Origin of the sequence: Bacillus mojavensis, from assembly GCF_012648005.1 — a bacterium.
Lineage (GTDB): Bacteria > Bacillota > Bacilli > Bacillales > Bacillaceae > Bacillus > Bacillus mojavensis.
In genome coordinates, this window is record NZ_CP051464.1 from 1,979,950 (window position 1) to 2,000,272 (window position 20,323).

The 20,323-nt window shown below is 34.5% G+C and carries 21 protein-coding genes and 11 pseudogenes; 12 read left to right on the plus strand and 20 right to left on the minus strand.

Annotated elements, in window-relative coordinates; genetic code table 11:
- The first annotated feature begins 240 nt into the window (after positions 1–240).
- A complete protein-coding gene (gene xylR, locus HC660_RS10095) occupies positions 241–1,395 on the plus strand; it encodes a transcriptional repressor XylR (protein ID WP_168748014.1) in 1,155 nt (384 codons plus the stop codon).
- Positions 1,396–1,566: 171 nt separating this feature from the next.
- Here xylR and xynB read toward each other — a convergent pair.
- The 3 genes and pseudogenes from xynB to HC660_RS10110 all read right to left on the minus strand — a co-directional run bounded on the left by xynB (position 1,567) and on the right by HC660_RS10110 (position 5,484).
- Positions 1,567–3,167, minus strand: a pseudogene (xynB, locus tag HC660_RS10100) (xylan 1,4-beta-xylosidase).
- 30 nt (positions 3,168–3,197) lie between these two features.
- A complete protein-coding gene (locus HC660_RS10105) occupies positions 3,198–4,589 on the minus strand; it encodes an MFS transporter (protein WP_168748015.1) in 1,392 nt (463 codons plus the stop codon).
- 631 nt (positions 4,590–5,220) lie between these two features.
- The gene (locus tag HC660_RS10110; RefSeq protein WP_010334507.1) at positions 5,221–5,484 is read right to left on the minus strand and encodes a hypothetical protein; all 264 of its coding nucleotides are present in this window, start codon (positions 5,482–5,484) and stop codon (positions 5,221–5,223) included.
- A 566-nt stretch (positions 5,485–6,050) separates the two neighbouring features.
- Between HC660_RS10110 and HC660_RS21050 the strand changes: the two genes are divergently transcribed.
- On the plus strand, positions 6,051–6,281 hold the full coding sequence (locus HC660_RS21050) for a hypothetical protein (protein WP_061573089.1): 231 nt from the start codon (positions 6,051–6,053) through the stop codon (positions 6,279–6,281).
- A 12-nt stretch (positions 6,282–6,293) separates the two neighbouring features.
- On the opposite strand, the gene HC660_RS10115 is transcribed toward HC660_RS21050, so the two are convergent.
- Together HC660_RS10115 and HC660_RS10120 are read right to left on the minus strand one after the other, a co-directional pair.
- Positions 6,294–6,689 carry a UPF0715 family protein gene (locus tag HC660_RS10115; RefSeq protein WP_168748016.1) on the minus strand — a complete coding sequence of 132 codons (396 nt, stop codon included), beginning with the start codon at positions 6,687–6,689 and terminating at the stop codon, positions 6,294–6,296.
- A gap of 464 nt (positions 6,690–7,153) precedes the next feature.
- Positions 7,154–7,774 (minus strand): lytic polysaccharide monooxygenase auxiliary activity family 9 protein, encoded by a 621-nt coding sequence (locus HC660_RS10120; protein WP_168749445.1) that lies wholly within the window; start codon positions 7,772–7,774, stop codon positions 7,154–7,156.
- 315 nt (positions 7,775–8,089) lie between these two features.
- On the opposite strand from HC660_RS10120, the gene HC660_RS10125 reads away from it, so the two are divergent.
- A complete protein-coding gene (locus HC660_RS10125; RefSeq protein WP_168748017.1) occupies positions 8,090–8,593 on the plus strand; it encodes a DinB family protein in 504 nt (167 codons plus the stop codon).
- 184 nt (positions 8,594–8,777) lie between these two features.
- On the plus strand, positions 8,778–9,017 hold the full coding sequence (locus HC660_RS21055; protein ID WP_244956490.1) for a hypothetical protein: 240 nt from the start codon (positions 8,778–8,780) through the stop codon (positions 9,015–9,017).
- Positions 9,018–9,816: 799 nt separating this feature from the next.
- Here the strand turns inward: HC660_RS21055 and HC660_RS10130 are convergent.
- Positions 9,817–10,458: an endo-1,4-beta-xylanase XynA gene (locus HC660_RS10130; RefSeq protein ID WP_010334513.1), complete on the minus strand. Its 642-nt coding sequence runs from the start codon at positions 10,456–10,458 to the stop codon at positions 9,817–9,819.
- Positions 10,459–10,884: 426 nt separating this feature from the next.
- Between HC660_RS10130 and HC660_RS10135 the strand changes: the two genes are divergently transcribed.
- Entirely contained in the window at positions 10,885–11,259 is a 375-nt protein-coding gene (locus HC660_RS10135) for a YoqO family protein (protein ID WP_168748018.1), read from the plus strand.
- Between the two features lie 432 nt (positions 11,260–11,691).
- On the opposite strand, the pseudogene HC660_RS10145 reads toward HC660_RS10135, so the two are convergent.
- Positions 11,692–11,862, minus strand: a pseudogene (locus HC660_RS10145) (hypothetical protein); the annotation flags it as partial.
- 45 nt (positions 11,863–11,907) lie between these two features.
- Entirely contained in the window at positions 11,908–12,360 is a 453-nt protein-coding gene (locus HC660_RS10150) for a YoqH family protein (RefSeq protein ID WP_168748019.1), read from the minus strand.
- Between the two features lie 373 nt (positions 12,361–12,733).
- Between HC660_RS10150 and HC660_RS21065 the strand changes: the two genes are divergently transcribed.
- The 3 genes and pseudogenes from HC660_RS21065 (at position 12,734) to HC660_RS10160 (ending at position 13,170) form a co-directional block, all read left to right on the plus strand.
- Entirely contained in the window at positions 12,734–12,814 is an 81-nt protein-coding gene (locus HC660_RS21065) for a hypothetical protein (protein WP_229147583.1), read from the plus strand.
- A 73-nt stretch (positions 12,815–12,887) separates the two neighbouring features.
- Positions 12,888–13,004 (plus strand): annotated as a pseudogene (locus HC660_RS21070) (aspartate phosphatase); the annotation flags it as partial.
- On the plus strand, positions 12,994–13,170 hold the full coding sequence (locus tag HC660_RS10160) for a hypothetical protein (protein ID WP_019712878.1): 177 nt from the start codon (positions 12,994–12,996) through the stop codon (positions 13,168–13,170). The pseudogene HC660_RS21070 and the gene HC660_RS10160, both read left to right, overlap by 11 nt.
- Positions 13,171–13,212: 42 nt before the next feature.
- On the opposite strand, the pseudogene HC660_RS21075 reads toward HC660_RS10160, so the two are convergent.
- The 8 genes and pseudogenes from HC660_RS21075 to HC660_RS10195 form a co-directional block, all read right to left on the minus strand.
- Positions 13,213–13,470: pseudogene (locus HC660_RS21075) on the minus strand (UV damage repair protein UvrX); the annotation flags it as partial.
- Positions 13,471–13,479: 9 nt separating this feature from the next.
- Positions 13,480–14,613: an eIF2A family protein gene (locus HC660_RS10165; RefSeq protein ID WP_168748020.1), complete on the minus strand. Its 1,134-nt coding sequence runs from the start codon at positions 14,611–14,613 to the stop codon at positions 13,480–13,482.
- Between the two features lie 300 nt (positions 14,614–14,913).
- Positions 14,914–15,243 (minus strand): HIT domain-containing protein, encoded by a 330-nt coding sequence (locus tag HC660_RS10175; RefSeq protein WP_168748021.1) that lies wholly within the window; start codon positions 15,241–15,243, stop codon positions 14,914–14,916.
- Between the two features lie 114 nt (positions 15,244–15,357).
- Entirely contained in the window at positions 15,358–15,639 is a 282-nt protein-coding gene (locus tag HC660_RS10180) for a hypothetical protein (protein ID WP_244956491.1), read from the minus strand.
- A gap of 88 nt (positions 15,640–15,727) precedes the next feature.
- Positions 15,728–16,001, minus strand: a pseudogene (locus tag HC660_RS21080) (hypothetical protein).
- A gap of 55 nt (positions 16,002–16,056) precedes the next feature.
- Positions 16,057–16,180, minus strand: a pseudogene (locus tag HC660_RS10185) (hypothetical protein).
- Positions 16,181–16,190: 10 nt separating this feature from the next.
- Positions 16,191–16,404: pseudogene (locus HC660_RS10190) on the minus strand (hypothetical protein).
- A 3-nt stretch (positions 16,405–16,407) separates the two neighbouring features.
- Positions 16,408–16,628, minus strand: a pseudogene (locus HC660_RS10195) (hypothetical protein).
- A 4-nt stretch (positions 16,629–16,632) separates the two neighbouring features.
- Here HC660_RS10195 and HC660_RS21085 point away from each other — a divergent pair.
- A pseudogene (locus HC660_RS21085) lies at positions 16,633–16,727 on the plus strand (DUF8096 family protein); the annotation flags it as partial.
- A 206-nt stretch (positions 16,728–16,933) separates the two neighbouring features.
- Positions 16,934–17,166: pseudogene (locus HC660_RS10200) on the plus strand (hypothetical protein).
- Here the strand turns inward: HC660_RS10200 and HC660_RS10205 are convergent.
- From HC660_RS10205 to HC660_RS10220, 4 genes and pseudogenes are all read right to left on the minus strand, one after another.
- The gene (locus tag HC660_RS10205; RefSeq protein WP_168748022.1) at positions 17,159–17,563 is read right to left on the minus strand and encodes a UPF0715 family protein; all 405 of its coding nucleotides are present in this window, start codon (positions 17,561–17,563) and stop codon (positions 17,159–17,161) included. The pseudogene HC660_RS10200 and the gene HC660_RS10205 sit on opposite strands and share 8 nt — an antisense overlap.
- Positions 17,564–17,647: 84 nt before the next feature.
- Entirely contained in the window at positions 17,648–17,923 is a 276-nt protein-coding gene (locus tag HC660_RS10210; RefSeq protein ID WP_168748023.1) for a YnaG family membrane protein, read from the minus strand.
- Positions 17,924–18,135: 212 nt separating this feature from the next.
- A pseudogene (locus HC660_RS10215) lies at positions 18,136–18,246 on the minus strand (helix-turn-helix domain-containing protein); the annotation flags it as partial.
- A 27-nt stretch (positions 18,247–18,273) separates the two neighbouring features.
- Positions 18,274–18,786, minus strand: coding sequence for a GNAT family N-acetyltransferase (locus HC660_RS10220; protein ID WP_168748024.1), 513 nt, complete (start codon positions 18,784–18,786; stop codon positions 18,274–18,276).
- 284 nt (positions 18,787–19,070) lie between these two features.
- Between HC660_RS10220 and rapK the strand changes: the two genes are divergently transcribed.
- The gene (gene rapK / locus HC660_RS10225) at positions 19,071–20,186 is read left to right on the plus strand and encodes a response regulator aspartate phosphatase RapK (RefSeq protein ID WP_168748025.1); all 1,116 of its coding nucleotides are present in this window, start codon (positions 19,071–19,073) and stop codon (positions 20,184–20,186) included.
- Positions 20,183–20,305 (plus strand): phosphatase RapK inhibitor PhrK, encoded by a 123-nt coding sequence (gene phrK, locus HC660_RS10230; protein ID WP_004399440.1) that lies wholly within the window; start codon positions 20,183–20,185, stop codon positions 20,303–20,305. Before rapK ends, phrK begins: the two co-directional genes overlap by 4 nt.
- Positions 20,306–20,323 lie beyond the last annotated feature (18 nt).

Consider the following 20,323-nt stretch of genomic DNA (forward strand, 5'->3'; position numbering starts at 1 on the left):
CATGATCATACAAATACAGCATTTTTATTTCATAATGTAAGTAAGTTGCACATTAGTTTGTTGTTCGAACAAACTAACTTATTTTAATTTTATATAACCTCATCAGTATTTTCAATATTTTTTTAAGTTTTTCATGAACACATTAGATATAATAAAAGTAAATTAGCTATGTACTATGTCTCATACTGAAACCGAAAACATGTAACTTAATATAAAGTTTATACAATTGGAGTGGATGAAGTGGATATCGCTGATCAAACCTTTGTCAAAAAAGTAAATCAAAAGCTATTATTAAAAGAAATTCTTAAGAATTCACCTATTTCAAGAGCAAAATTATCTGAAAAGACCGGATTAAATAAATCAACTGTTTCATCACAGGTAAACACGCTGATGAAAGAAAATCTTGTATTTGAAATCGGTCAAGGACAATCAAGTGGCGGAAGAAGACCTGTCATGCTTGTTTTTAATAAAAAGGCGGGATACTCCATAGGAATAGATGTTGGTGTGGATTATATTAATGGCATTTTAACAGACCTTGAAGGAACGATCGTTCTTGATCAACACCACCATTTGGAATCGAATTCTCCAGAAATAACCAAAGATATTTTAATTGATATGATTCATCACTTTATTACGCATATGCCACAATCTCCGTACAGGCTTATTGGTATAGGCATATGCGTGCCTGGACTAGTTGATAAAAATCAAAAAATTGTTTTCACTCCGAACTCCAACTGGAAAGATATTGACTTAAAATCTTTCATACAAGAGAAGTTCAATGTGCCCGTTTTTATTGAAAATGAGGCAAATGCCGGCGCATATGGAGAAAAAGTATTTGGTGCTGCAAAAAATCACGATAACATTATATATGCAAGTATCAGTACAGGGATAGGGATTGGTGTTATTATCAATAATGATTTATATAGAGGGATAAGCGGATTCTCCGGAGAAATGGGACATATGACAATAGACTTTAATGGTCCTAAATGCAGTTGCGGAAACCGGGGTTGCTGGGAATTGTATGCTTCAGAGAAGGCTTTATTAAAATCTCTTCAGACTAAAGAGAAAAAAGTGTCCTATCAAGAGATCATAGACCTCGCCCATCTGAATGATATCGGCACTTTAAATGCATTACAGACTTTTGGATTTTATTTAGGAGTAGGCCTTACCAATATTCTAAATACATTCAATCCACAAGCCATCATTTTAAGAAACAGCATAATTGAATCGCATCCTATGGTACTAAATTCAATTAGAAGCGAAGTGTCGTCCAGGGTTTATTCCCAATTAGGCAATAGCTATGAATTATTGCCTTCTTTCTTAGGAAAAAATGCACCAGCATTAGGAATGTCCTCCATTGTTATTGATCATTTTCTAGATATGATTACAATGTAATTTAAGATTAAAATGTCAAATCCCTATGTTCTAGCTCATCTTTAGATGAGCTCTTTTGTTTTGTTATTTTAAAGCTGAATAGGAGTATTTCTGAAGACATATTTGCATATGACACCTTCTAATATGAAAAAAGGAGTTCTAAAATAGAAGTCTCCTTTTTTCATGCAACAATTATTTTTCTTTATAGCGAAAATATCTAAAGTCGGCCGGAATATGATTACCACTGGTATCTTGACATTGCATCCCTACAAAGGCTCCTGTGAAGAACCCTCCCCACGGATGTAGTCATCAGATAATTTTTTCGATTCCAATGCAATGTCAATTTTGTGCCAATCTTCGTTGTTAAAAGAATAGAAATAATAATACTTTTCCTTTTCAATATTTACTCTTAAATATACATACTTTACTTCACGAGGAATAGCAATTTTATTTTTTAATGGTTGAGAAAAAGAAAAGTTATCACATATTGTTAATTCAAGAATACGGCCAAGTTCTTCATCATGCGTGACTTGAAGAGCCGTCCAGTTCTCAGTATTGTAATAGTTCACCAATCCAGCGGCTTGTTGAAAATTCTCCGGGTAAAACTCTACAGCAGTTTCCGCTTCAAAATGAAGACTTTGCCAACGTCTGGCTACAAATGCCTGAGTAAATGTCGAGGTTAATGATTCATGACCGTATAATCGTAAATGATTTGGCACCTGAGTCAATGAACCTAATTCATTCGTAAAAGGAATCCTTAAAGTTTGAAAATTTATATTTAATGTTGAATCCTCAAATTCATCAACTTCCGGGTACGTTGCTTCGAACATTGTTTCGGGTATAGAAGGTGCTTCTACCTCCAAGCTTCCTTCTTTTCCACCTACTACATAAGGCCATTCATCTTTCCAATAGAGTTTTTGAATAGCAGTTTCTCTGCCTAAAGGACAATATCCTCTCTGCTGATAAATTGAATCATGGTCAGGATGAATAGGACGTCCCGTTAAATGAGCCAAATACCACTCACCTGTATGTGTTTGAACAATGGATGCATGACCACATTTTTGCAATGGATTTCCAGGGTCATGCCATGACGTTAAGATTGGATTATCGGGATGAACTTCATATGGACCCTCTATATTTGTAGAGCGGGCCATTGTTGCAGCGTGTTCAAACCGTGTTCCTCCTTCTGCAGTTAATAAATAATAATACTTCCCGATATGATAAAGGTGCGGAGCTTCTGTTAGTTTTCTATCTGTTCCTTTAAAAATAACTTTCGGTTTACCAATTAATTTTTTCTCCTCATCAGAATATTCCTGTATAACAATTCCTCCAAATGAATGCCGGTCAATACGCTGATCCCATAACATATTTAATAAATATTTTTTTCCATCCGTATCATGGAACAAAGAAGCATCAAATCCTGAGCTATTTAATTTGATTGGGTCCCCCCAATCACCATTAACCGTTTCACAAGTAACTAAATAATTATGACAATCTTTCCAAGCGCCATCTACTACCTTAACATCCGTATAGATTAGCCAAAACTTTCCGTCACTATAACTTAAACATGGCGCCCAAACCCCGCCTGAATTAGGGTTTCCTTTCATGTCTAATTGTGAAACTCTCTGTAACGGATGTGCGACTAAACGCCAATTCACTAAATCTTTTGAATGGTGTATCTGGACACCTGGAAACCACTCAAATGTAGAGACAGCGATATAATAATCCTCTCCTACCTTACAAATACTTGGATCGGGATTGAATCCTTTAAGTACTGGATTAATAATCTTCATTTGAACTCCTCCTCAGCCATTTTCTTTTATTTAAGCCTTGAATTCCTCGATATTATCCAAATAAACTTTATCTCTATTCTCTAATTCTCGTACCATTTTTTTGTATTTCTCTTCATCTAAATTATAGAAATTAATATCAATCATGGCTAGAACCAGCAAGAATACTGGAATGATAGTTGCTGTAATTAAAATTCCCGTTAATGCCTCCGGGGTTTGTGTTTGATTTGCCACGTATCCAAACTTATCTAGAACCAATCCAGGAACAATCCCTCCCAGTGCCATACCGAATTTAAAGAAAAATCCGATAATAGCATAAATGAGCCCACCCATTCTTTTCCCAGTCCTATACTCTCCATATTCTATTGTTTCAGGAATGAGCGCCCACATATATCCCCCGGCGGTGATACTTCCAGCAGCAGCAATTAATCGAAAGAAGAGGATAAGATATACATTACTTGACGGAACAAATAGTAAAGCTAAGAGGCCGATAATATTCAGTAATAATGCATAGTTTAGTAGTTTTTTCTTCCCCAATAATTGGTGAAGCCTTGGAATAAACGGTAAAATGACCAAAGCAGGCAAACTTCCAATCAAACCGTACCACTTCACTAAATCCTCTCTTCCTAAGTTATATGTCACGTAATAGATGCCAACTGAATTACTTATTGAATTTACTCCAAAAATAATAATAAAGAAAATGCTTAATACAACAAGTGGACGATTCACATGAAATTGCTCAAATATATCCGATAATTTAATTTTCTCCTCAGACTTTTGAAGAGTGACACGCTCTTTTGTGCTTTTAAAACAAAAGATTAAAAGGCACCCACCTATCATTCCCAAAATACCCATGGTTAGCTGCCAGCCAAGAGATTCGTTGCCGGAAGTATCGCTTAAATAAGCAGCCAATAAGGGAACAAAAAATGCAACGACAAGTCCCCCAAGATTTGCAAATAACATACGAACAGATGTTATACTAACAACTTCTTGATTATTTCTGGTCATTGCAGAAGTTAACGCGCCATATGGAACGTTTATGGTTGTGTATGTAAGCGACAAGCCAACATAGGTAACATAGGCATATATTAATTTCCCCATATCTGAGAAATCTGGAGTTGTAAAACAGAGTATTGCAAGTACTACAAATGGGAAAGCTCCAAATAAAAGATACGGTCGAAAGCGTCCAAATTTGCTATTTGTTCTGTCTACTATTGTTCCAATAAAAGGATCAGCGAGAGCGTCAATGATTCTAACCACTAAGAACATGGTGCCGGCTGCTGCAGCCGATAAACCAAATACATCGGTGTAGAAGAACAAAAGATAAGTAGACACCGTTGCATAAATTAAATTACATGCAAAATCTCCAGAAGCATAACCAACCTTTTCAGTCATGCTAATCTTCCTTAAATTTTCACTGATCATGACTTTTCCTCCCTTTTCGATCCTTAAATAAGGAACAGTATGAAATGGTTTAAAAATTTCTCAATCACATCGGCCGGAAGCGTTTTATTAAAGCGCTTTCAAAAAAAAAACACAAAGTGGTTTAATTTCAAAGAGCATTTTTCATCGTACAAAATGGTCTGTATCAGCAAGCAATAAATTCATTTTTTCGTAATATCTCGTATACTCGGGAAAGAATTTAAAGATTCATTCTTTTGTGTTATATATAGCTCCAATTGGATCGAGCCTCTTATTCCCCCTTTATATTAAGTTTTCTTATGGAACTAATAAGCACCCTTCGTTAGTTTGTTGACTGAACAAACTAACTTGACTTCATATTATATAATCCTATTCACTTTTTCAATGCTTTTTCAGAAAATTTAAATCACCCTGCAGCAAATGGTGATGATCGCCTTCTTTTTTTATACACTCAGTTTCTCAAATATCCTGATGATTCTCTTCAAAAAAACCTGACAAAGTAATGATCGTACCTCATACCATTTTGTTTAATATCTAAGAAGCCTGTAAAATTTTGAATCTAAACCTCACTTTGAATAAAAATATTATTTTATTCCTGCAATTTTCCATGGTAGCCCTAAAAAAAGCAGTCTATTCAGATCTGCTCCTTTACGTTCTCTTCTTTTAACTTTTTGTTTAGCTTGAAACTAATGAAGACATTGATAATCGCAGCTGGAACATATAAAATTCCTGATCCCATTATTCCTAACGCAGTACTTGAACCTACTATAAAAGCCTGTATTTCTGTATTTCTTGACTTCAAACTAAGTAACACTAGAATACCCGCTAATACCCCTATAAACCGAGCAATGCCTGGAATAAAGAAATCGGTTAGGATTCCAAATATTTGTCCAATCATTGATAACACAATTCCCATAAAACTGGATAACACAACTAATGTTTTGATGGCTTTTCACCCCTTTTTAAATCCGTTCCATTATTAAACCGCTTTTGATACAGGTTTACAAGTATAGCAGCCCACTCTACAAACCCTCTCAGCTGCCATGCTTTTTGACTCACCATCCTCTTTCCACTCTATTCCTATACAAATAAATACTCCTTACCCTCAACAAAGGCGATTAGTTTTATTCAAAAGCCTCTGTAAAGAGCGGTGTATTCTTACTTGAATGCCGGAGATGTGGAATGGAAAAGAGCATTTAACTTAATACTCTTTAAGAATCTCACAGTCCATTTCCATAAACTTATATCATTTACTTTTCCTGTTTAAGTTCTTTCTTTTTATTCCTTTTGTAACCTGCATAAGAGCCGCCAAAAATAGCTATAAACATGGCAATCCAAATAAAAATGTTCAAGTTAAACCCCCCAATTTTAAATAAAACACTTCTTTTATCATGACCCCTTTGCCTCTCCCACTAAAAGCTCATATCGTGTTATGGTTTAACAAAACTTCCTAGGAGTGGTTCTTTGCTTAAAGCTTCAAAAATTTTGATCTCATGTGTAGCTTTAATCCTATGCGTGTATTCCTTATATCATCAAAGTGCATTCCTCTTGTTTTCTCTCCAAGTATTGGTTGCACTTCTCTTTGTTTTAATGGGAGTGGAGACACTTTCAAAGAAACAAACAAGGTCTGCGTATTTGTTGTTCGGATCAGCGGCTTTTATACTTGTTGTGAACGTTGTGAAATACATGATTTAAATTGTAGATAAACTACTTCTGCAGGCATATGGAATCCCAGAACCAATAAATTAACGCAGCAGCAATGCTCATTATGTAATAATGTAAGCTCCTGAACACTGTAAAAGCACTAGGCGGATAATCAATAAACAAGAACACGAACACAGCTAAAAAAGCTACTGCAGTATAAATTAAAAAATAGATCAAACTGAACTTTCTGGGATTTCTTCTTAGTAATAATTGTAAAGGAAAAGCAAATATTAAGTAAGTGATAAAAGAGTAGAATGCAATGATGCCTATTGTGATTAATGCGATCGCCATAAAATCTGAATAAACAAACATATACAAGCCAAAGACTAGACCATATGACAAACTTGAGAATACCAGCGTATAAACATAACTGTTTAACGTCTTTTGATTGAGGCTCAATTCAGCACCCCCTACCATGTATCCTTTTTAACCGTTATTGAATTGTTCAACATCTTCATTGATTTTCACGTCATTTTAAAAATTAGACTCCGGATAACAAAGTTCTTAGTAATCTATGTATTGAGCAAACAACTATTAAAGTTTAAAAAAGATCGGCAGATGCATGAACATCTAACCGATCGGCAATAGTATAGCTTCCTCTAAGTAGCTTCACAGTATATGATTCTGAAACTTCCACACTCAAACACTCTGTGTCCTCCCGATTCGTTACAGTTTCATTCGTTGTTACAGTAAAGCTGGTGATGGCTTATCGGATATACTCATCGCTTTTACCGGTATAGTCATAACTATTGGCAGCTATTAAAACCTCAGCGGTAAACACTGTGCCAGATGCGGTGGCAATTTTCTGATGAAGCCTCATATTCTTGTCCATTGGGATTAAGTTTTGTCGTTGGAGGTTAACATCATTGCATTAGGTTTACATCAATTACATTATAAAAGGCATTAGAGGTATCCGCAACGTCCCACACCCCTAGAATGACATGATAACCACTGCGATCAGTTGGTACATAAATCTTATGAGAAAGATTAGTATCTGCCTTAGAACCATCGTGATCTACTGTTCCAATTAATTCAAACTCATCTCTTGTTAATGGTTTGTTTGGATTCCAATCTTTCTTGGTTATATAATAGTGCCACTTTGATGTAGCGTGAGGAGCAGTATAGTGCCAAGTAAAGGTGTTTAGACCTCCATGCATGTTTTGTTTTACCCAATGATCTGCAGTCTGCCTGTCTAGCCCAAAGTCAATTTGACCAGAGCCTCCATTTGCAGATGCAATTTTCCCATCTGGCGGACCCGCGGATGGAAAACCTTTTGGGCCTTCTACCGATTGAGGACTATCAACTACAGAACCATATTTTTGTGTAGCTGCCGTCCAACCAATTATTTGTTTTTCTAATGACCCCATGTACGCTCTACTGGCAGGTTCTTTTATATACCCGTGCGCCGATACCTCACCTGCAAATAAAGTAACACCAACACCTAGAACAGCAGTTAGAACAGCGCCTTTGATAAAACCCTTCATTACCAACTCATTCCTCCCTTTGCTGTAACGTTTTTCTCTTTCCTGATATAATAATTCATTATATGTCAGGTAATCTCCTTCTTTATTTTTGATGGCAAGCACTCTTCAATCTCTACTTTGGCAACTCCAAAACACATATCATATGCAGCATCATTTACCCATGCGGCTCGATATATGTGTTCTGTATATTCTTAAAGTGATTCACCAATTTATTACTTGAATCATTCTTGTCTAAAGTTTTGTTCTTTTTACCTAAACGGGCAGGTATAATGAAACTGTAAAAAGAAAACAAAAAAAATCTTAAGGAGGATTTTTGTGTTTCAAACCTTAGACCATTTTTTGAAATCTTGGGAGTTCGAAGCCGATGCTACACAGAAACTGCTAAATAGTCTAACTGATGAATCACTTAAACAAGAAATCACTTCACAAAATTGGACTTTAGGCCGTATTGCTTGGCATACTGTTGCAGCCATTCGCATCATTACCTCAAATACAGACTTAACATTTCATGCCCCTGCTGATGATTACCCTGTTCCTACTTCGGCTCAGTTTATAGCAGACAGCTATCATCAAGCCAGTAATGCATTTGTACAGGCATTAAAAACCCAATGGACGGATCATACACTTCAAGAACGTATCAACTTTATTGGTCAACAATTGCCAAATGGTTCACTTTTGATGTTTTTGATTCAACATCAAAATCACCACCGAGGACAAATGACTGTTCTTATGAGACAAGCAGGATTAACTGTTCCTGGTATTTATGGTCCAGCAAAAGAGGAATGGACAACATTTGGTTTGGAACCCCCGCAAATGTAAGCAAACTTTTTTATAAAGAAGTTAACCCATTACAATATATAAAAGCATGTGTTGATCAATTTTTTTCAAAACATGCTCTTTTTCTTTTGTTCACATCAGAAATAATGTCTGGCATTTTTTTAATTTCTTTTTAAATTGTGTTGATACACATTAAAATGGGTAAAAATTTATTAAGGTGATTTCTTTGAATAATGATCAAAAAGGTACTCATTACTCTTCATTTATTTTTTCAACGATAATGGTGTTGTTGGTCGCAATCTTTCCTCCATACACTTCTTGGCTTGTGACTGTCTTCTTTTTGGGCTTTGCACTTATATATACTTTCCAAAAACATAAAGCAAGTTCGTCAAAAGCAATATCTTATATTTCATATTTCTTGTTCATCGTTGCGTTGGTTTACACATTAGTAAATATATCGTTTTAATCCTCCCAGAAAGAGAGGATTTTTATTTAACTCTATTCAGCTACCTTTGGGTTACCTCTATCTGTAATGATAAAGCTATCAGATCCAGCAAAATACGATGACCAATGCAAACCCTAGTGTCTGACAAGATACTTCATATAAATTATTGTACTCACCCTTATTAGGAGAGTCTTTCTTATTCTTAATTATATTGTAATAGGGTTTTAAGCCTCCTTGAATACTGAATTTATTACAGTATTCAAGGGCATATCCACTTACCATTTCTACCTGCAATTTATCGTTTTTGAATTGTGAGGGGTTGCTTCTGTCCACTCTTTTTAAGTTAACTCATTTTTGCCGATATAAAAGCTCGATAACTTTTTATAAAAGTTAGACTTTTTGTTCTTAACAGTCCCATCTTTAACGAGGATAACGTTTTGAGGATCTGGTTCAACTACCGAGATATTTTTAATTTGCTTAAGGCTTATATTTGATGAAGAAGGATTATATGAAGGTGTCTGTTGAGAGCAAGAGCAAAAAATTGAAAGCATTCTCATTTAATACTATTCCATTAAACTTATAGGGAAAATTAAAACCTGATGTAGAATACCCTACCAGCAATGCCAAGGCCGTTTGCCTAGTAGAAAACGACCTTTAACCATTACTAACGATTTTAATAATCATTTACCATGCCCGAGGCATATATTAGAATTCCAACTAAAAGACTGTCGCCTCTTAATAACTCACAACCACAATGATTATAAAACTTCTCAAGGAACGATCAGCAGCCCGTTAGCTACCCCTGATTAAAGATGAGCTGTTACCACACTGTTACGTTAGAACTTCCACTACTTCGATATCCCTCTGTCGCTAAGACTTGGTAAGACCAATTACTACCCAGATTCATCCCATATCTCTTCCATGCGTTAACGTGATTGCTGAAAGTGATTGTAGCGTTGCTTCCAGTTGGTCTCTTCGACTGGCGAACACTCCAGTACTGCGTAAAAGTAGTTTTATCGCCATCAATGGAAGGTGCATCATAACGTGTAGTTGTGTACACGTCATATGTACCCCCATCACTGTAAACCGTACCTTTATACGTTCCAGTAGGTCTATAAGTCCCCCATGAATCCACTACATAATATTCTATGAGGGGTGATCGCGTCCAACCATATAAAGTCAAATATGCATTGCCATTCGGCGCCCAAACTCCGGCATTATAGTTTATCGTCCTAAATGGCGAACCTGTAGTCCAACCTTTACCAACAACGAAATTTCCGGTATTAGACCAATTCACGCTGTAATTCCCGCCAGACCCATTGACAGCGTTTACTGTTCCGCCCCCATCAGTCCAATTTTGCCAGTAGTCTGTATTAGCTGCAGAGGCGTTTGCCGAAAACAAGCTCATACTCATCAATGCTGCCGTTAACCCAACTAAGAATTTCTTTGTAAACTTAAACATATGTTACCTCCTATAATATTTTTTCTGACTTTGACATGAGGTAGCACTCGTATCTATTTAAAACATCCTTAATTACTACCCCCAAAGCTTCTGATCGTTCCCTTCAATATAATACCATGAATTTATGAGTGAATATTACAAATATTTGCAATTTAATTACAAGGACCCAAAAATTACATTATAAGTAATCTTGTTTCACCATAACCTAATCCTTTTTTCGTAGAATCGCAATTCTTGTTTCTAAATCTGATGGAGTCTTTATTAATGAAAGCAGCCATATGAATGCCATATAAAAGAGAGTTCATTTTTCAGCTCCTTGAAATCTAAATAACATCACGATTTTAAGTTAAGTTTAAAGAGTATCATCTTGAGAAACTCCCCTTTAATTGGTAAGCTGACACATAGGTCATAAAAGCAGGTGATATCTTGAATAAAAGAATCGGAATAATTGGATTAATTGTTTCCTTAATTGTTCAAGGGTTTTCAGCAAGTGATTCGTTGACTCATGAAATTGCTATGGTTTCTCTATTTGTATTCTTAATGATTTATAATTTCGAACATGCTAAAGATTTCTCTAAAAAATCTCTAATAGCATTAGGAGCAATTTTTATAACTCTAATGCTAGGTATTTATCAGCTCCTTTCCTTGACCGGTGATTACTTTGATAGCCACAACGTAAATATTGGACTTATCATCTTACTTGAGATCGCTTTGATCATTGTATTGGTATCTATTGCAGTGAATTTAATGAAGCTTATTGCGAATCGGTTAAGGAAAACACCTCATGGTAAAGAGTTTTAGCTCTTTGCCTTGTGGTCTCTTATGTATGAAATCACATGTAATATCAAATTTCTCAGTTCTATTTCCTCTGTAATCGCTGCGCAACAATAAAAAACTTGTTTCAGCATTTCCAGCGTTCGCTGCAAGTACAAGCCCGGATCAGGGAATTGCAAATGTTACAAATGATGATTTTAAAGCCCAAGCTATCAAATGGGATCTACCTAGCACTACAGGTATTTTTGCCAACACATTTGAAAAAGACGGAATCCGCTGGTAAAAAGGATTACAAAAGTCTCAGAAGGACATTGGATTCGCCATTACGAAGGTGTACGAATATAAAGATTGCAATTGGGGGCTTCTAGCTCCCTTTTTTAACCTCAAGAACTTCTTCTCGAGTATGATTGAAATATTTGTGCCTAGAACCTTAAGTTTATTCGTATACAACAACGACCCCTCATCATTGGCTAAAAACAGATCTTCCCCATTTGATAAGTGCACCCAAAAAGCTTTCTCTGGTTCATCCCTATAGTCATAAATTGCGACTACCTTTTTATTTGACTCCGCTTATCGGTTTTCCGACAGTTATTTTTGTATTCTCTTTAGCAAAATAATCGATTTAATCATAAACTCCAATCCAAGTTTGACCACGTTTGTACCTTCAAGTAACTTCTAATCACAAGATTGAATATTATTCGTTAACACACTTGGTCCCAACTGTTGAGTTCTAGAATTAGTAAGACGAACTTGAACTTTAACATTCTTCATTTCGGCTGTAATTAAGTCAAACCTTCCCGCCCAACTAGGGATCTCTTCCTCAGGAGTAGGATAAAGTTTAAACCGCCAACTAATCTCACCTGGTATAGTAGCAAATCCTTCGTAACTGTCGTAATTTCCAAAAGAAGAAGGAGCAGGAAGATGGACAGCAAGAATGCTTATATTGGTTCTGGCAGCACTCGGCGGGTTCAATTGCACCTTATAGATTAATGCTACACCTTTAGCATTTTTAAGATTTTTATTTACCGGCTCCAGTATTACACTGCAAGGCATTGGACTCGCGTTTGTTTGAAGGGGATAGGCAACAATCATACTTAATAAGGATAAAACTAAAATAAATTGTTTCATTGAAAGTTCCTCACAATTTTTTCGTTAATTTTCCTGATTTCTGGATTGATTATTCATATGTATATGATTAATACTTCATTTTTTTATCCCTTCAGAAAAATGCTCTTCCTAAATTATTGTTTCTCCCTTTGCACAAGTATTTAAATTTCCTTAACTTCCTCTGTTCAAGTGAACATCATGTTTATGTTTTATAAAGCATCAAAAATCCTTATGTTTACTACTTTTTCAGCTCTTTTTAAATTTTTATGATAAGCCTGTTAATCGTAGAGGAAATATGATTTGACTGTATATGGTGACGATTTGACAGAGAAATTTAATGCCCTTCTAACTGTTTTAACCAATGGATCATATTGTTGGCCCAACTACTCAAGGAATGTCTGATAGTGAACAGGCATTGGAATATGATTCACCAAAAAAAAACCCCCTATCCATCTCTTGTTTTTCCGTTTTTTAAGATAATATTAATCTTCCTTATTCATTTAAATATGATAAAATATTACATATTTAGATATTTCATATAGGAGGGAGATGCAGCGAAGTATTACAATGAAAAAGGAGACCATAAAGTGGCTGTTGCTTATTATGAGAAAGTGCTTTATGCCCGTAAACAAATTCAGAGAGGGGATTGTCTTTATGAAACTTAAGCATGCATCTGTCTTTATTTTAGCCATTGTTTTAATTGGATTTGTTAGCATTTATTTAACTAACACTCAAAAAGATGTCCAAGAAGCACGCAGAGGACATACAGCCAGTATTGGTTTTACTGATGGTCATTCGTATGAAATTGCAAGCAGAGGACATACTTCTTAATATGTTTTTCTTATACCCCCTCCAAATTGAGGGGGGTTATTTTTATGATTTATGTCCCCCAGTAAGTCCAGCTCTGTGAAGTGCAGTTCCTGCGGGTGTATAAGAGACTGCTCTCAGAATGGCTTTCGATCCATACTTGCTTCTAATCCCATCCATTACAAACCTGAGTCTCCTTCTCTTTTCATTATTCACTTCAAATAAACTCAACTGCTGATTAACATCATCCTCAATATTTGATAGTGTGACTGAGATACTTCACACAGTCTTACCCGAGTAAAACGTATGAAAGAGCATCAAGCAGTATTAATCTTATTCATTATGCAATAATTCAAAACGTGCAATTTCCCATTCTTTTTTCGCTTTTAATGGTGTTGTATTAACCTTTTTCCCTGATTTTAAGTCATAGGAGGTTATTTCCCCTAAGACTTTCTCTTTTTGCATGTCAAACCCTTTGATAAGGACGTACATGTTACTATCATCAAATTTAATATCATTCAATAACATTTCACTATTGCCTGCATAAAATTCGAAAGATTTTTTCTTATTTAGATTTTCATCAAAAAAGCTAACTTTTCCATTGTATGAGACAGCAACAATCTCATCATTTATTCTTTTTAATTTTGTTGGTATGAATCCATTCTCCATTACAACTTCTTTTTTTGTTTTTAATGTCTCCTTATCAATCAACAGTATTTTTGAAGCTTCTTTTTCATTTACATTATCATTAATAGCTAACATAAATGTTCTTTCATCAAAAATTTGGAATGCATCTTTATCATCTGTGAAATAAACAGTTTTATTTGGAATGGAGGCCTTCTTTTCCTGCTTGTTCGTTTTGGGATTAATTGAGATGATGGACATATTCTCTTCATCACTAGCAATAGCGTAAATTTTATTATCTAGGACTTGTGCTGAAACAATCTCTCCATCAAGTTTAATTTGGTTTTTCTTTTGTTTGTCATCTTTCCAATAAACCAATTCACCTTGTAATCCTGAGTCAGTGTACCCAACGTTTATATCATGTATCACATAATTCTCTGAAGTGTTAATGAAAAAAGCTCCTTCATCTTCGGTTGCTTTAGACAAGCTTTTATCATTAAATTTCTTAATACGCCCAGGTTTATTATTGACCATAAAATGGTGATTGCTTCTGTTTGAAGAAAAAAACGTATCATCTTTATTGTATGATGATGTGCTAAGATTAACAGCATCCTTTATTATGATGCTATCCTGTATTGATCCATTCTCTTTGTATATAGCAAACTCAGCACCTCTGTTTAATGTGTGTGAAAAGCCAACAATGAAGTCTCCTTTGCTTATATTTTTTAATTCAGTTTTATGATTGCTGCTCCTTTCTGTTTTATTTCCTGTCGGTTGTAAATCACAAGAACACGTGACTATAAGAATACTCGCCAGAATAAAAAGGGTCTTTAGCCTTTTCATTTTTTCCTCCTTATGAAGCAACAAAACAATCGGTTTTAATCCGATTGTTTTGGCTTTTTCTGATTTGTTTAAATCATCATTTTCTGTGGCGGAATATTACCGTATTGTCTGATTTGACTAATTCCATTGGACTTATATTGTCAATGTCGTGTCCTTGTTTTTTCCAAGAACGCCATGCTAGTTGAGAGCAGTAGAATTTTAGGTAAGTAGAATGGTAGTTATAGCTGCTAAACAATTAATAACTATTATAAATGTGTACAAATCCATTTAGTTTCACACCTTTTGATTAAAAGGATTCTTTTATCTTAATGGCTCTCCCGAAGCTATATGCCAATGTAGATGCTTCGAATCCTGATACTTTCCCAAGTTTGTAAGTACTCTACAAGAACCGCTTTCTTTTGTTACCATAGCTGCAACCTTTTTTATTACACCAAGCAACTCAACTAGTAGCTCGTTATCCTCTTCTTCCAAAGTTATTAAAGAAGAAATATGCTTTTTAGGTATTGCAACTATATGGACGGGCCAAAAAGGTCTTGTATGATGATACGCCAATACATTCTCGGTTTCTAAAACTTTATTTACTTTTGTTTTTCCACTTAATACTTCATCGCAATAAAAGTCTTCACTCATTATTAATCCCCCTTATAGTGTTTAGATTTGATCATCATAGCCAATTACAAATTAACCAAATACTCTTCTCAAGTATTTGGTTCTTTGTTGGTTCTATACCATCCTTTAAAGTGGTCAACCAAATGAATCATTTATTTTCTCTGCTTTTCCTTTTGAATCCATGCCTAATTGGGTAAAGCCACCTTTGCTGCTTAGCGGTTCTCCATCCCCTTGCTTATCAGATTGTATAAGAGCTATGTAGTATCTCCTAAGTCTAGGCCAAAAGGTTATAGAGCCACCAAAGTGATCTCGATAGTGATTAACATTAAGCTTTGGTTTATTGCCCTTTGACTTTAAATATTCGGCAATTTCTTTAGCGCCAAATTCTTGATCTATTTGACCTCTTTCTTTAAGCACATTCTAAACCTCACTATAATTAAAATGATTATTTTATTACTATTATACTACAATTTTCCATTGTCACACTAAACAAAAAGCAGTCTATTCAGATCTGCTTTTTATTGTTTTTCTTCTTTTAACTTTTTGTTTAGTTTGAACCCAATTAAGATATTGACAATAGCTGCTGGAAGATATAAAACTCCTGCACCTATTATTCCTAATGCAATACTTGAACTCACTATAAATGTCTGCATTTCTGTGTTTCTTGACTTCAAGCAAAGTAATACTAGGAGGCCAGCTAAAACCCCCATAAGTCGTGCAATACCTGAAATAAAGAAATCTGTTAGGACTCCAAATAATTGCCCTATAATTGATAGCATAATCCCGAAAAAACTGGATAATAAAATTAAATTTTTAATGTCATTTCACTCCTTTTCAAAGCCGCTTCCATTCTACATATTCAAACTGCTTTTGATACATATCTTCCAATATAGCAGCCCATTCAATCCATCCTTCCGCCACTATTCTTTTCTCCGTCCTCAATCCACATCCAATACACCTGAACACTCCTAACGCTTTACGACTTGAATTTCTCTTACCTCACATTGCACATTACACTTTGTTTTGAGCTCACTTGCTATCTTAATGACTTCATAACATTGTTTGCAATTTAGAAGCGCCGTGAAGGTCGCTAGATGTCAAATAACCGTCCTCATCTAACTTAAATGATTTGAAATATTCCTTGTTTTCAAACTGCAGTACATAAAAATCAACCAAAGGCATAAATCAAACTCTTATAAATAATTTTGTAATCCTCATTTTTAATGAGTAACAAACCGATTAACATGAAAAAGGCAATCACTTTAAGCCTATTTTTTCAAAAAAAGATTGGCCAAATTTCTTTCCATTCCAGCTGACGTTTCTTGGTTCATGATCTCTTTAAACTCTTCATCGTAGTCCTGGTCAACAAAAATGAACTTAATGCCGGTCAACTCCAAACTAGATATGCGACATTGCGATTACACTCTGTTCAAAAGCTCAGTAAAAAGTGGTGTATTCTTGCGAGATGCCGGCATTGTGGTATGAAAAAAGAGCATTTAATTTAATGCTCTTTTCAGTTAAATTCTGTGCCTATTTCGGAATTTTAATAGCAGGAACCACTGCTTCACCATCAAAAATATTGATAATCTCCATTCAATCACAGTTGCTTTAACACCAACAAGAGCCTATCTTTTTTCAGAGATGCCTGCGTCTCGGATTAAGACACGTCATCGTGTTAAGGTTAATTCATGACTGCATAAGGAGTGATACCTTGCTAAAAGTTGCAAAATTTTCGGTTTCTTGCATTGCATTATTCTTGTGCGTATACTCACTGTTTAATCAAGATGAATTGTTGTTGCTGGTTGTTCAATTATTTGTTGCAGGCCTTTAATCAGTAGTCGGAGTTGAACCGATATTAAGCAACCAAAAACTGTCTGGATATTTACTGTTTGGATCAGCAGCCTTCTTACTTGTTGTATAAACGTTGTTAAATCCATTATTTAATTTGATTCTTGATAAATACTGAATCCCAGAACCAGTAAACCGCTGCTGCTACAAAACTCAAATAATAAAAGCTCACATGTTTAACCTCACTAAGCACATAAGATGGATCACTCGCTAAGGAAAACAAGAATAATGCGATTAGCGCTACTACGATATAAATTAATAAGTACTGCACACTGAATTTCTTTACTTTTTTTCGAAGTAAAATTTGTAACGGAACAGCAAATATTGTATATGGAATAAATGCATATAATGGTATGATAAAAATGGTTATCAGCATCCAAGGTTCGAAATTGGAGTAAACAAAACCATAAAACCCAATGATAATTCCGTATGTAATGCATGAGAGCGCTAGTGTAAGACCGTATATAGCCAAATTTTTTTTATTAATATTCAAAACTCTTAACCTCCAAAAAAATAACTCACTCTAAAAAGAATTGTAATTCAGTTATGCAATTGATCAAATCTTCGTCCATTTTCGTCAAACTCCAAATAACAAAGTCCCGCCTATAAACCAGAAAAAAGGAAATGGAAACATAATTGCATTTAAGACTATTCCATATACAGCACACCGTTTATTTGCCTTTATTGAGACCAACGCCAAGATGATCCCCATAGGGGAAAGTATTAATGGAAAAAACACCGGCATACCTTGCCATGGTATTGAAATAACTCCAGTAAAAAAATTAATAATTAAGATAGCTGAGATAGTTGGAATAGTGATTGAAAAAACAGCTGCAGTTTTTTTAACATTCATATTGAAGGCATGTCTCCGTTCTCTTTTAAATCGTAGTTTTATTTAAATATATTTCTAATAAAGTTGCTTATCTCAGGAGTATAAGCTGCTATAAACATTGGGATTAACACTACACCAAATATTCACTATATAATATTGAATTTTTGAAAGCACACTGTTAGAAAACTTGTAATTCTTTCCCAACCTTGTAACTTTAGTATACCATTTTTTTCTGAGTGATCGATATTGTTATGATCTTGCTTTTTGAAAATCAATAACTCATGCATCTCAATGTTTAAGTAAGTACAGACTTTATCCAACAGCTCTCTTAGATACTGCTCCATCAGCAATACTTAAAAATCCTTAATAGTTCATTTCCACTCTTCCTCTAAAATAGCGTAGTAATATTCATCCCACCATTCATTGCCTCGTGGAATACATCTCTTGAAAAAGCCTTCTCTTCTCATACCGATTTTCTCCATAACTCGGTATGAGGGAATATTCTCAGGTTGACAAGTAGCTATAATCCTATGTAAATTCATTTCTTTAAATCCATATTCCAAGATCGCTTGTGCTGCTTCAGAAGCATATCCTCTATTTTGATAATTCGGATTAAATACCCACCCAATTTCATATGTATGTTCACCAAAATACTTATAAAAAACAATATGCCCTATAAGGAAATCTTCATCTATTAGTATTACAGGAAATTTTTCAGCGTTATCACCCTTGTTTTTATTTACAAATTCTTTTGCATCTTCTTCAGTAAAAGTCCCTTCTGGTATATACTTCATAACATTAATATCTGATGTATAATCATATACATATTTCCAATCTTTAAATTTAAATTCACGTATTAATAACCTTTTTGTTGTTATATGCATAAAGGAACTCCCTTCAAAATACTTAAACTTAGTCTTTATTTCGATAAAAAGACATCAATAACCTCTTAAACACTACCCTTATTCACAAACAACTCAGGAAATTCTGATAGGGAACAAGCAATAGAATACGATTCACCGAGATAAAACCCCTACCCTTCTCTTAATTGAGGAGGGTATTTAAATGAAAAATCGCCAAAAACTTTACACCCTTTTACATTTTTTTCAATGATTATGTTATGATTGTTTTCTAGAGATTTTTGAAATATTCAGAAAGAGGGGTTTGAATGAGTAAGATTGCTGCAGAAGTTGTCGCTACTACACTGAATGACTGGTACATTGCTATAAAAAAACAAAAGGTAGATGAATCAATTAAATATTATTCAGAGATAAAAAAACTTTTTGATGATATGGAAGAAGATCAAGAAGTTCTCGCGTATTATAGTCTATTAGAAGAAAGACATAAAATGTTGCTGCATTCCTCACGAGGAGAACCTTTGCAAAAGCACACCTATTTTACTGAAGACAATCAAAACTTCATTAAAAAAACAAATGATAAATTAGAATACAACTTTTATTTATTTGAAGCAATGTATGAGGCATACAATAAAAACTATGATCGAGCAATTAACTTATATGGATTAGCTGAGAAAAAGCTTGCAGAAATTCCGGATGAAATTGAAGCAGCTGAATTTTACTCTAAAGTCTCTTACTTATACACTCTTGTTAAACAAAGCATTGTGGCACAACACTATATAAAAAATGCAATTTCAATATATAAGCGACACCCTGATTATAAATGCAAACTAGCTACATCAACAATGATTGCAGCTGCAAACTATGCTGATATGAAACGCTTTGAGGAAGCAGAAAAATATTATTTAGAAGCAATTGATATTGCAAAAGAAACAAAAGATGAATTTTTGAAAGCTCAATTATACCACAATCTTAGTATCGTTTATTCTGATTGGAACAAACCTGATAAATGCATTGAATCTCTTGAAAAAGCAATAGGATATGAATCTTGGTTACATTCAATTTATTATATAAATTCTTTATTCATGATGATTAAAGAACTCTTTAAAATTGACGAAAAAATGAAATCCATTAATTTTTACAATAAAGCACAGGAAAGACTCATATTAATGGAGAATAAAGTATACGAAGCCAAAATTAGCATCTTATATAACCTTTATTGTGGGGAATTAAAAAATAATTTTAATAATTGTAATAGTAATATTGAGTTTTTAAAACAACAAAATGAACTTGAAAGTGTAGATGAATTGTCCTACATCGCTGCAAAAAGGTTTGAATCAATAGGTGCTTTTGAAGAAGCAACAAGCTTTTTCAATGCGAAAATTTGGGCTGAACAGAAAATGAACCAGGTGGAGGGAATCTTATGAAAAAACTTGTGCTTTGCGTATCTATTTTAGCTGTAATTTTAAGTGGGGTAGCTTTAACGCAATTAAGTACAGATTCACCATCTAACATCCAGGTAGCTGAAAGGCCTGTCGGAGGTTAAAAAAGGTTGATTCATTAA

Excerpts from the sequence above, each read along its gene's own strand:
- rapK (WP_168748025.1), top strand. The coding sequence starts at position 19,071 with ATGAGTAAGATTGCTGCAGAAGTTGTCGCTACTACACTGAATGACTGG.
- HC660_RS10165 (WP_168748020.1), bottom strand. The coding sequence starts at position 14,613 with ATGAAAAGGCTAAAGACCCTTTTTATTCTGGCGAGTATTCTTATAGTC.
- HC660_RS10175 (WP_168748021.1), bottom strand. The coding sequence starts at position 15,243 with ATGAGTGAAGACTTTTATTGCGATGAAGTATTAAGTGGAAAAACAAAA.
- HC660_RS10105 (WP_168748015.1), bottom strand. The coding sequence starts at position 4,589 with ATGATCAGTGAAAATTTAAGGAAGATTAGCATGACTGAAAAGGTTGGT.
- HC660_RS10210 (WP_168748023.1), bottom strand. The coding sequence starts at position 17,923 with ATGAATGTTAAAAAAACTGCAGCTGTTTTTTCAATCACTATTCCAACT.
- HC660_RS10130 (WP_010334513.1), bottom strand. The coding sequence starts at position 10,458 with ATGTTTAAGTTTACAAAGAAATTCTTAGTTGGGTTAACGGCAGCATTG.
- phrK (WP_004399440.1), top strand. The coding sequence starts at position 20,183 with ATGAAAAAACTTGTGCTTTGCGTATCTATTTTAGCTGTAATTTTAAGT.
- HC660_RS10160 (WP_019712878.1), top strand. The coding sequence starts at position 12,994 with ATGAAACTTAAGCATGCATCTGTCTTTATTTTAGCCATTGTTTTAATT.
- HC660_RS10120 (WP_168749445.1), bottom strand. The coding sequence starts at position 7,774 with ATGAAGGGTTTTATCAAAGGCGCTGTTCTAACTGCTGTTCTAGGTGTT.
- HC660_RS10110 (WP_010334507.1), bottom strand. The coding sequence starts at position 5,484 with ATGATTGGACAAATATTTGGAATCCTAACCGATTTCTTTATTCCAGGC.
- HC660_RS10220 (WP_168748024.1), bottom strand. The coding sequence starts at position 18,786 with ATGCATATAACAACAAAAAGGTTATTAATACGTGAATTTAAATTTAAA.
- HC660_RS21065 (WP_229147583.1), top strand. The coding sequence starts at position 12,734 with ATGTCTGATAGTGAACAGGCATTGGAATATGATTCACCAAAAAAAAAC.
- HC660_RS10150 (WP_168748019.1), bottom strand. The coding sequence starts at position 12,360 with ATGAAACAATTTATTTTAGTTTTATCCTTATTAAGTATGATTGTTGCC.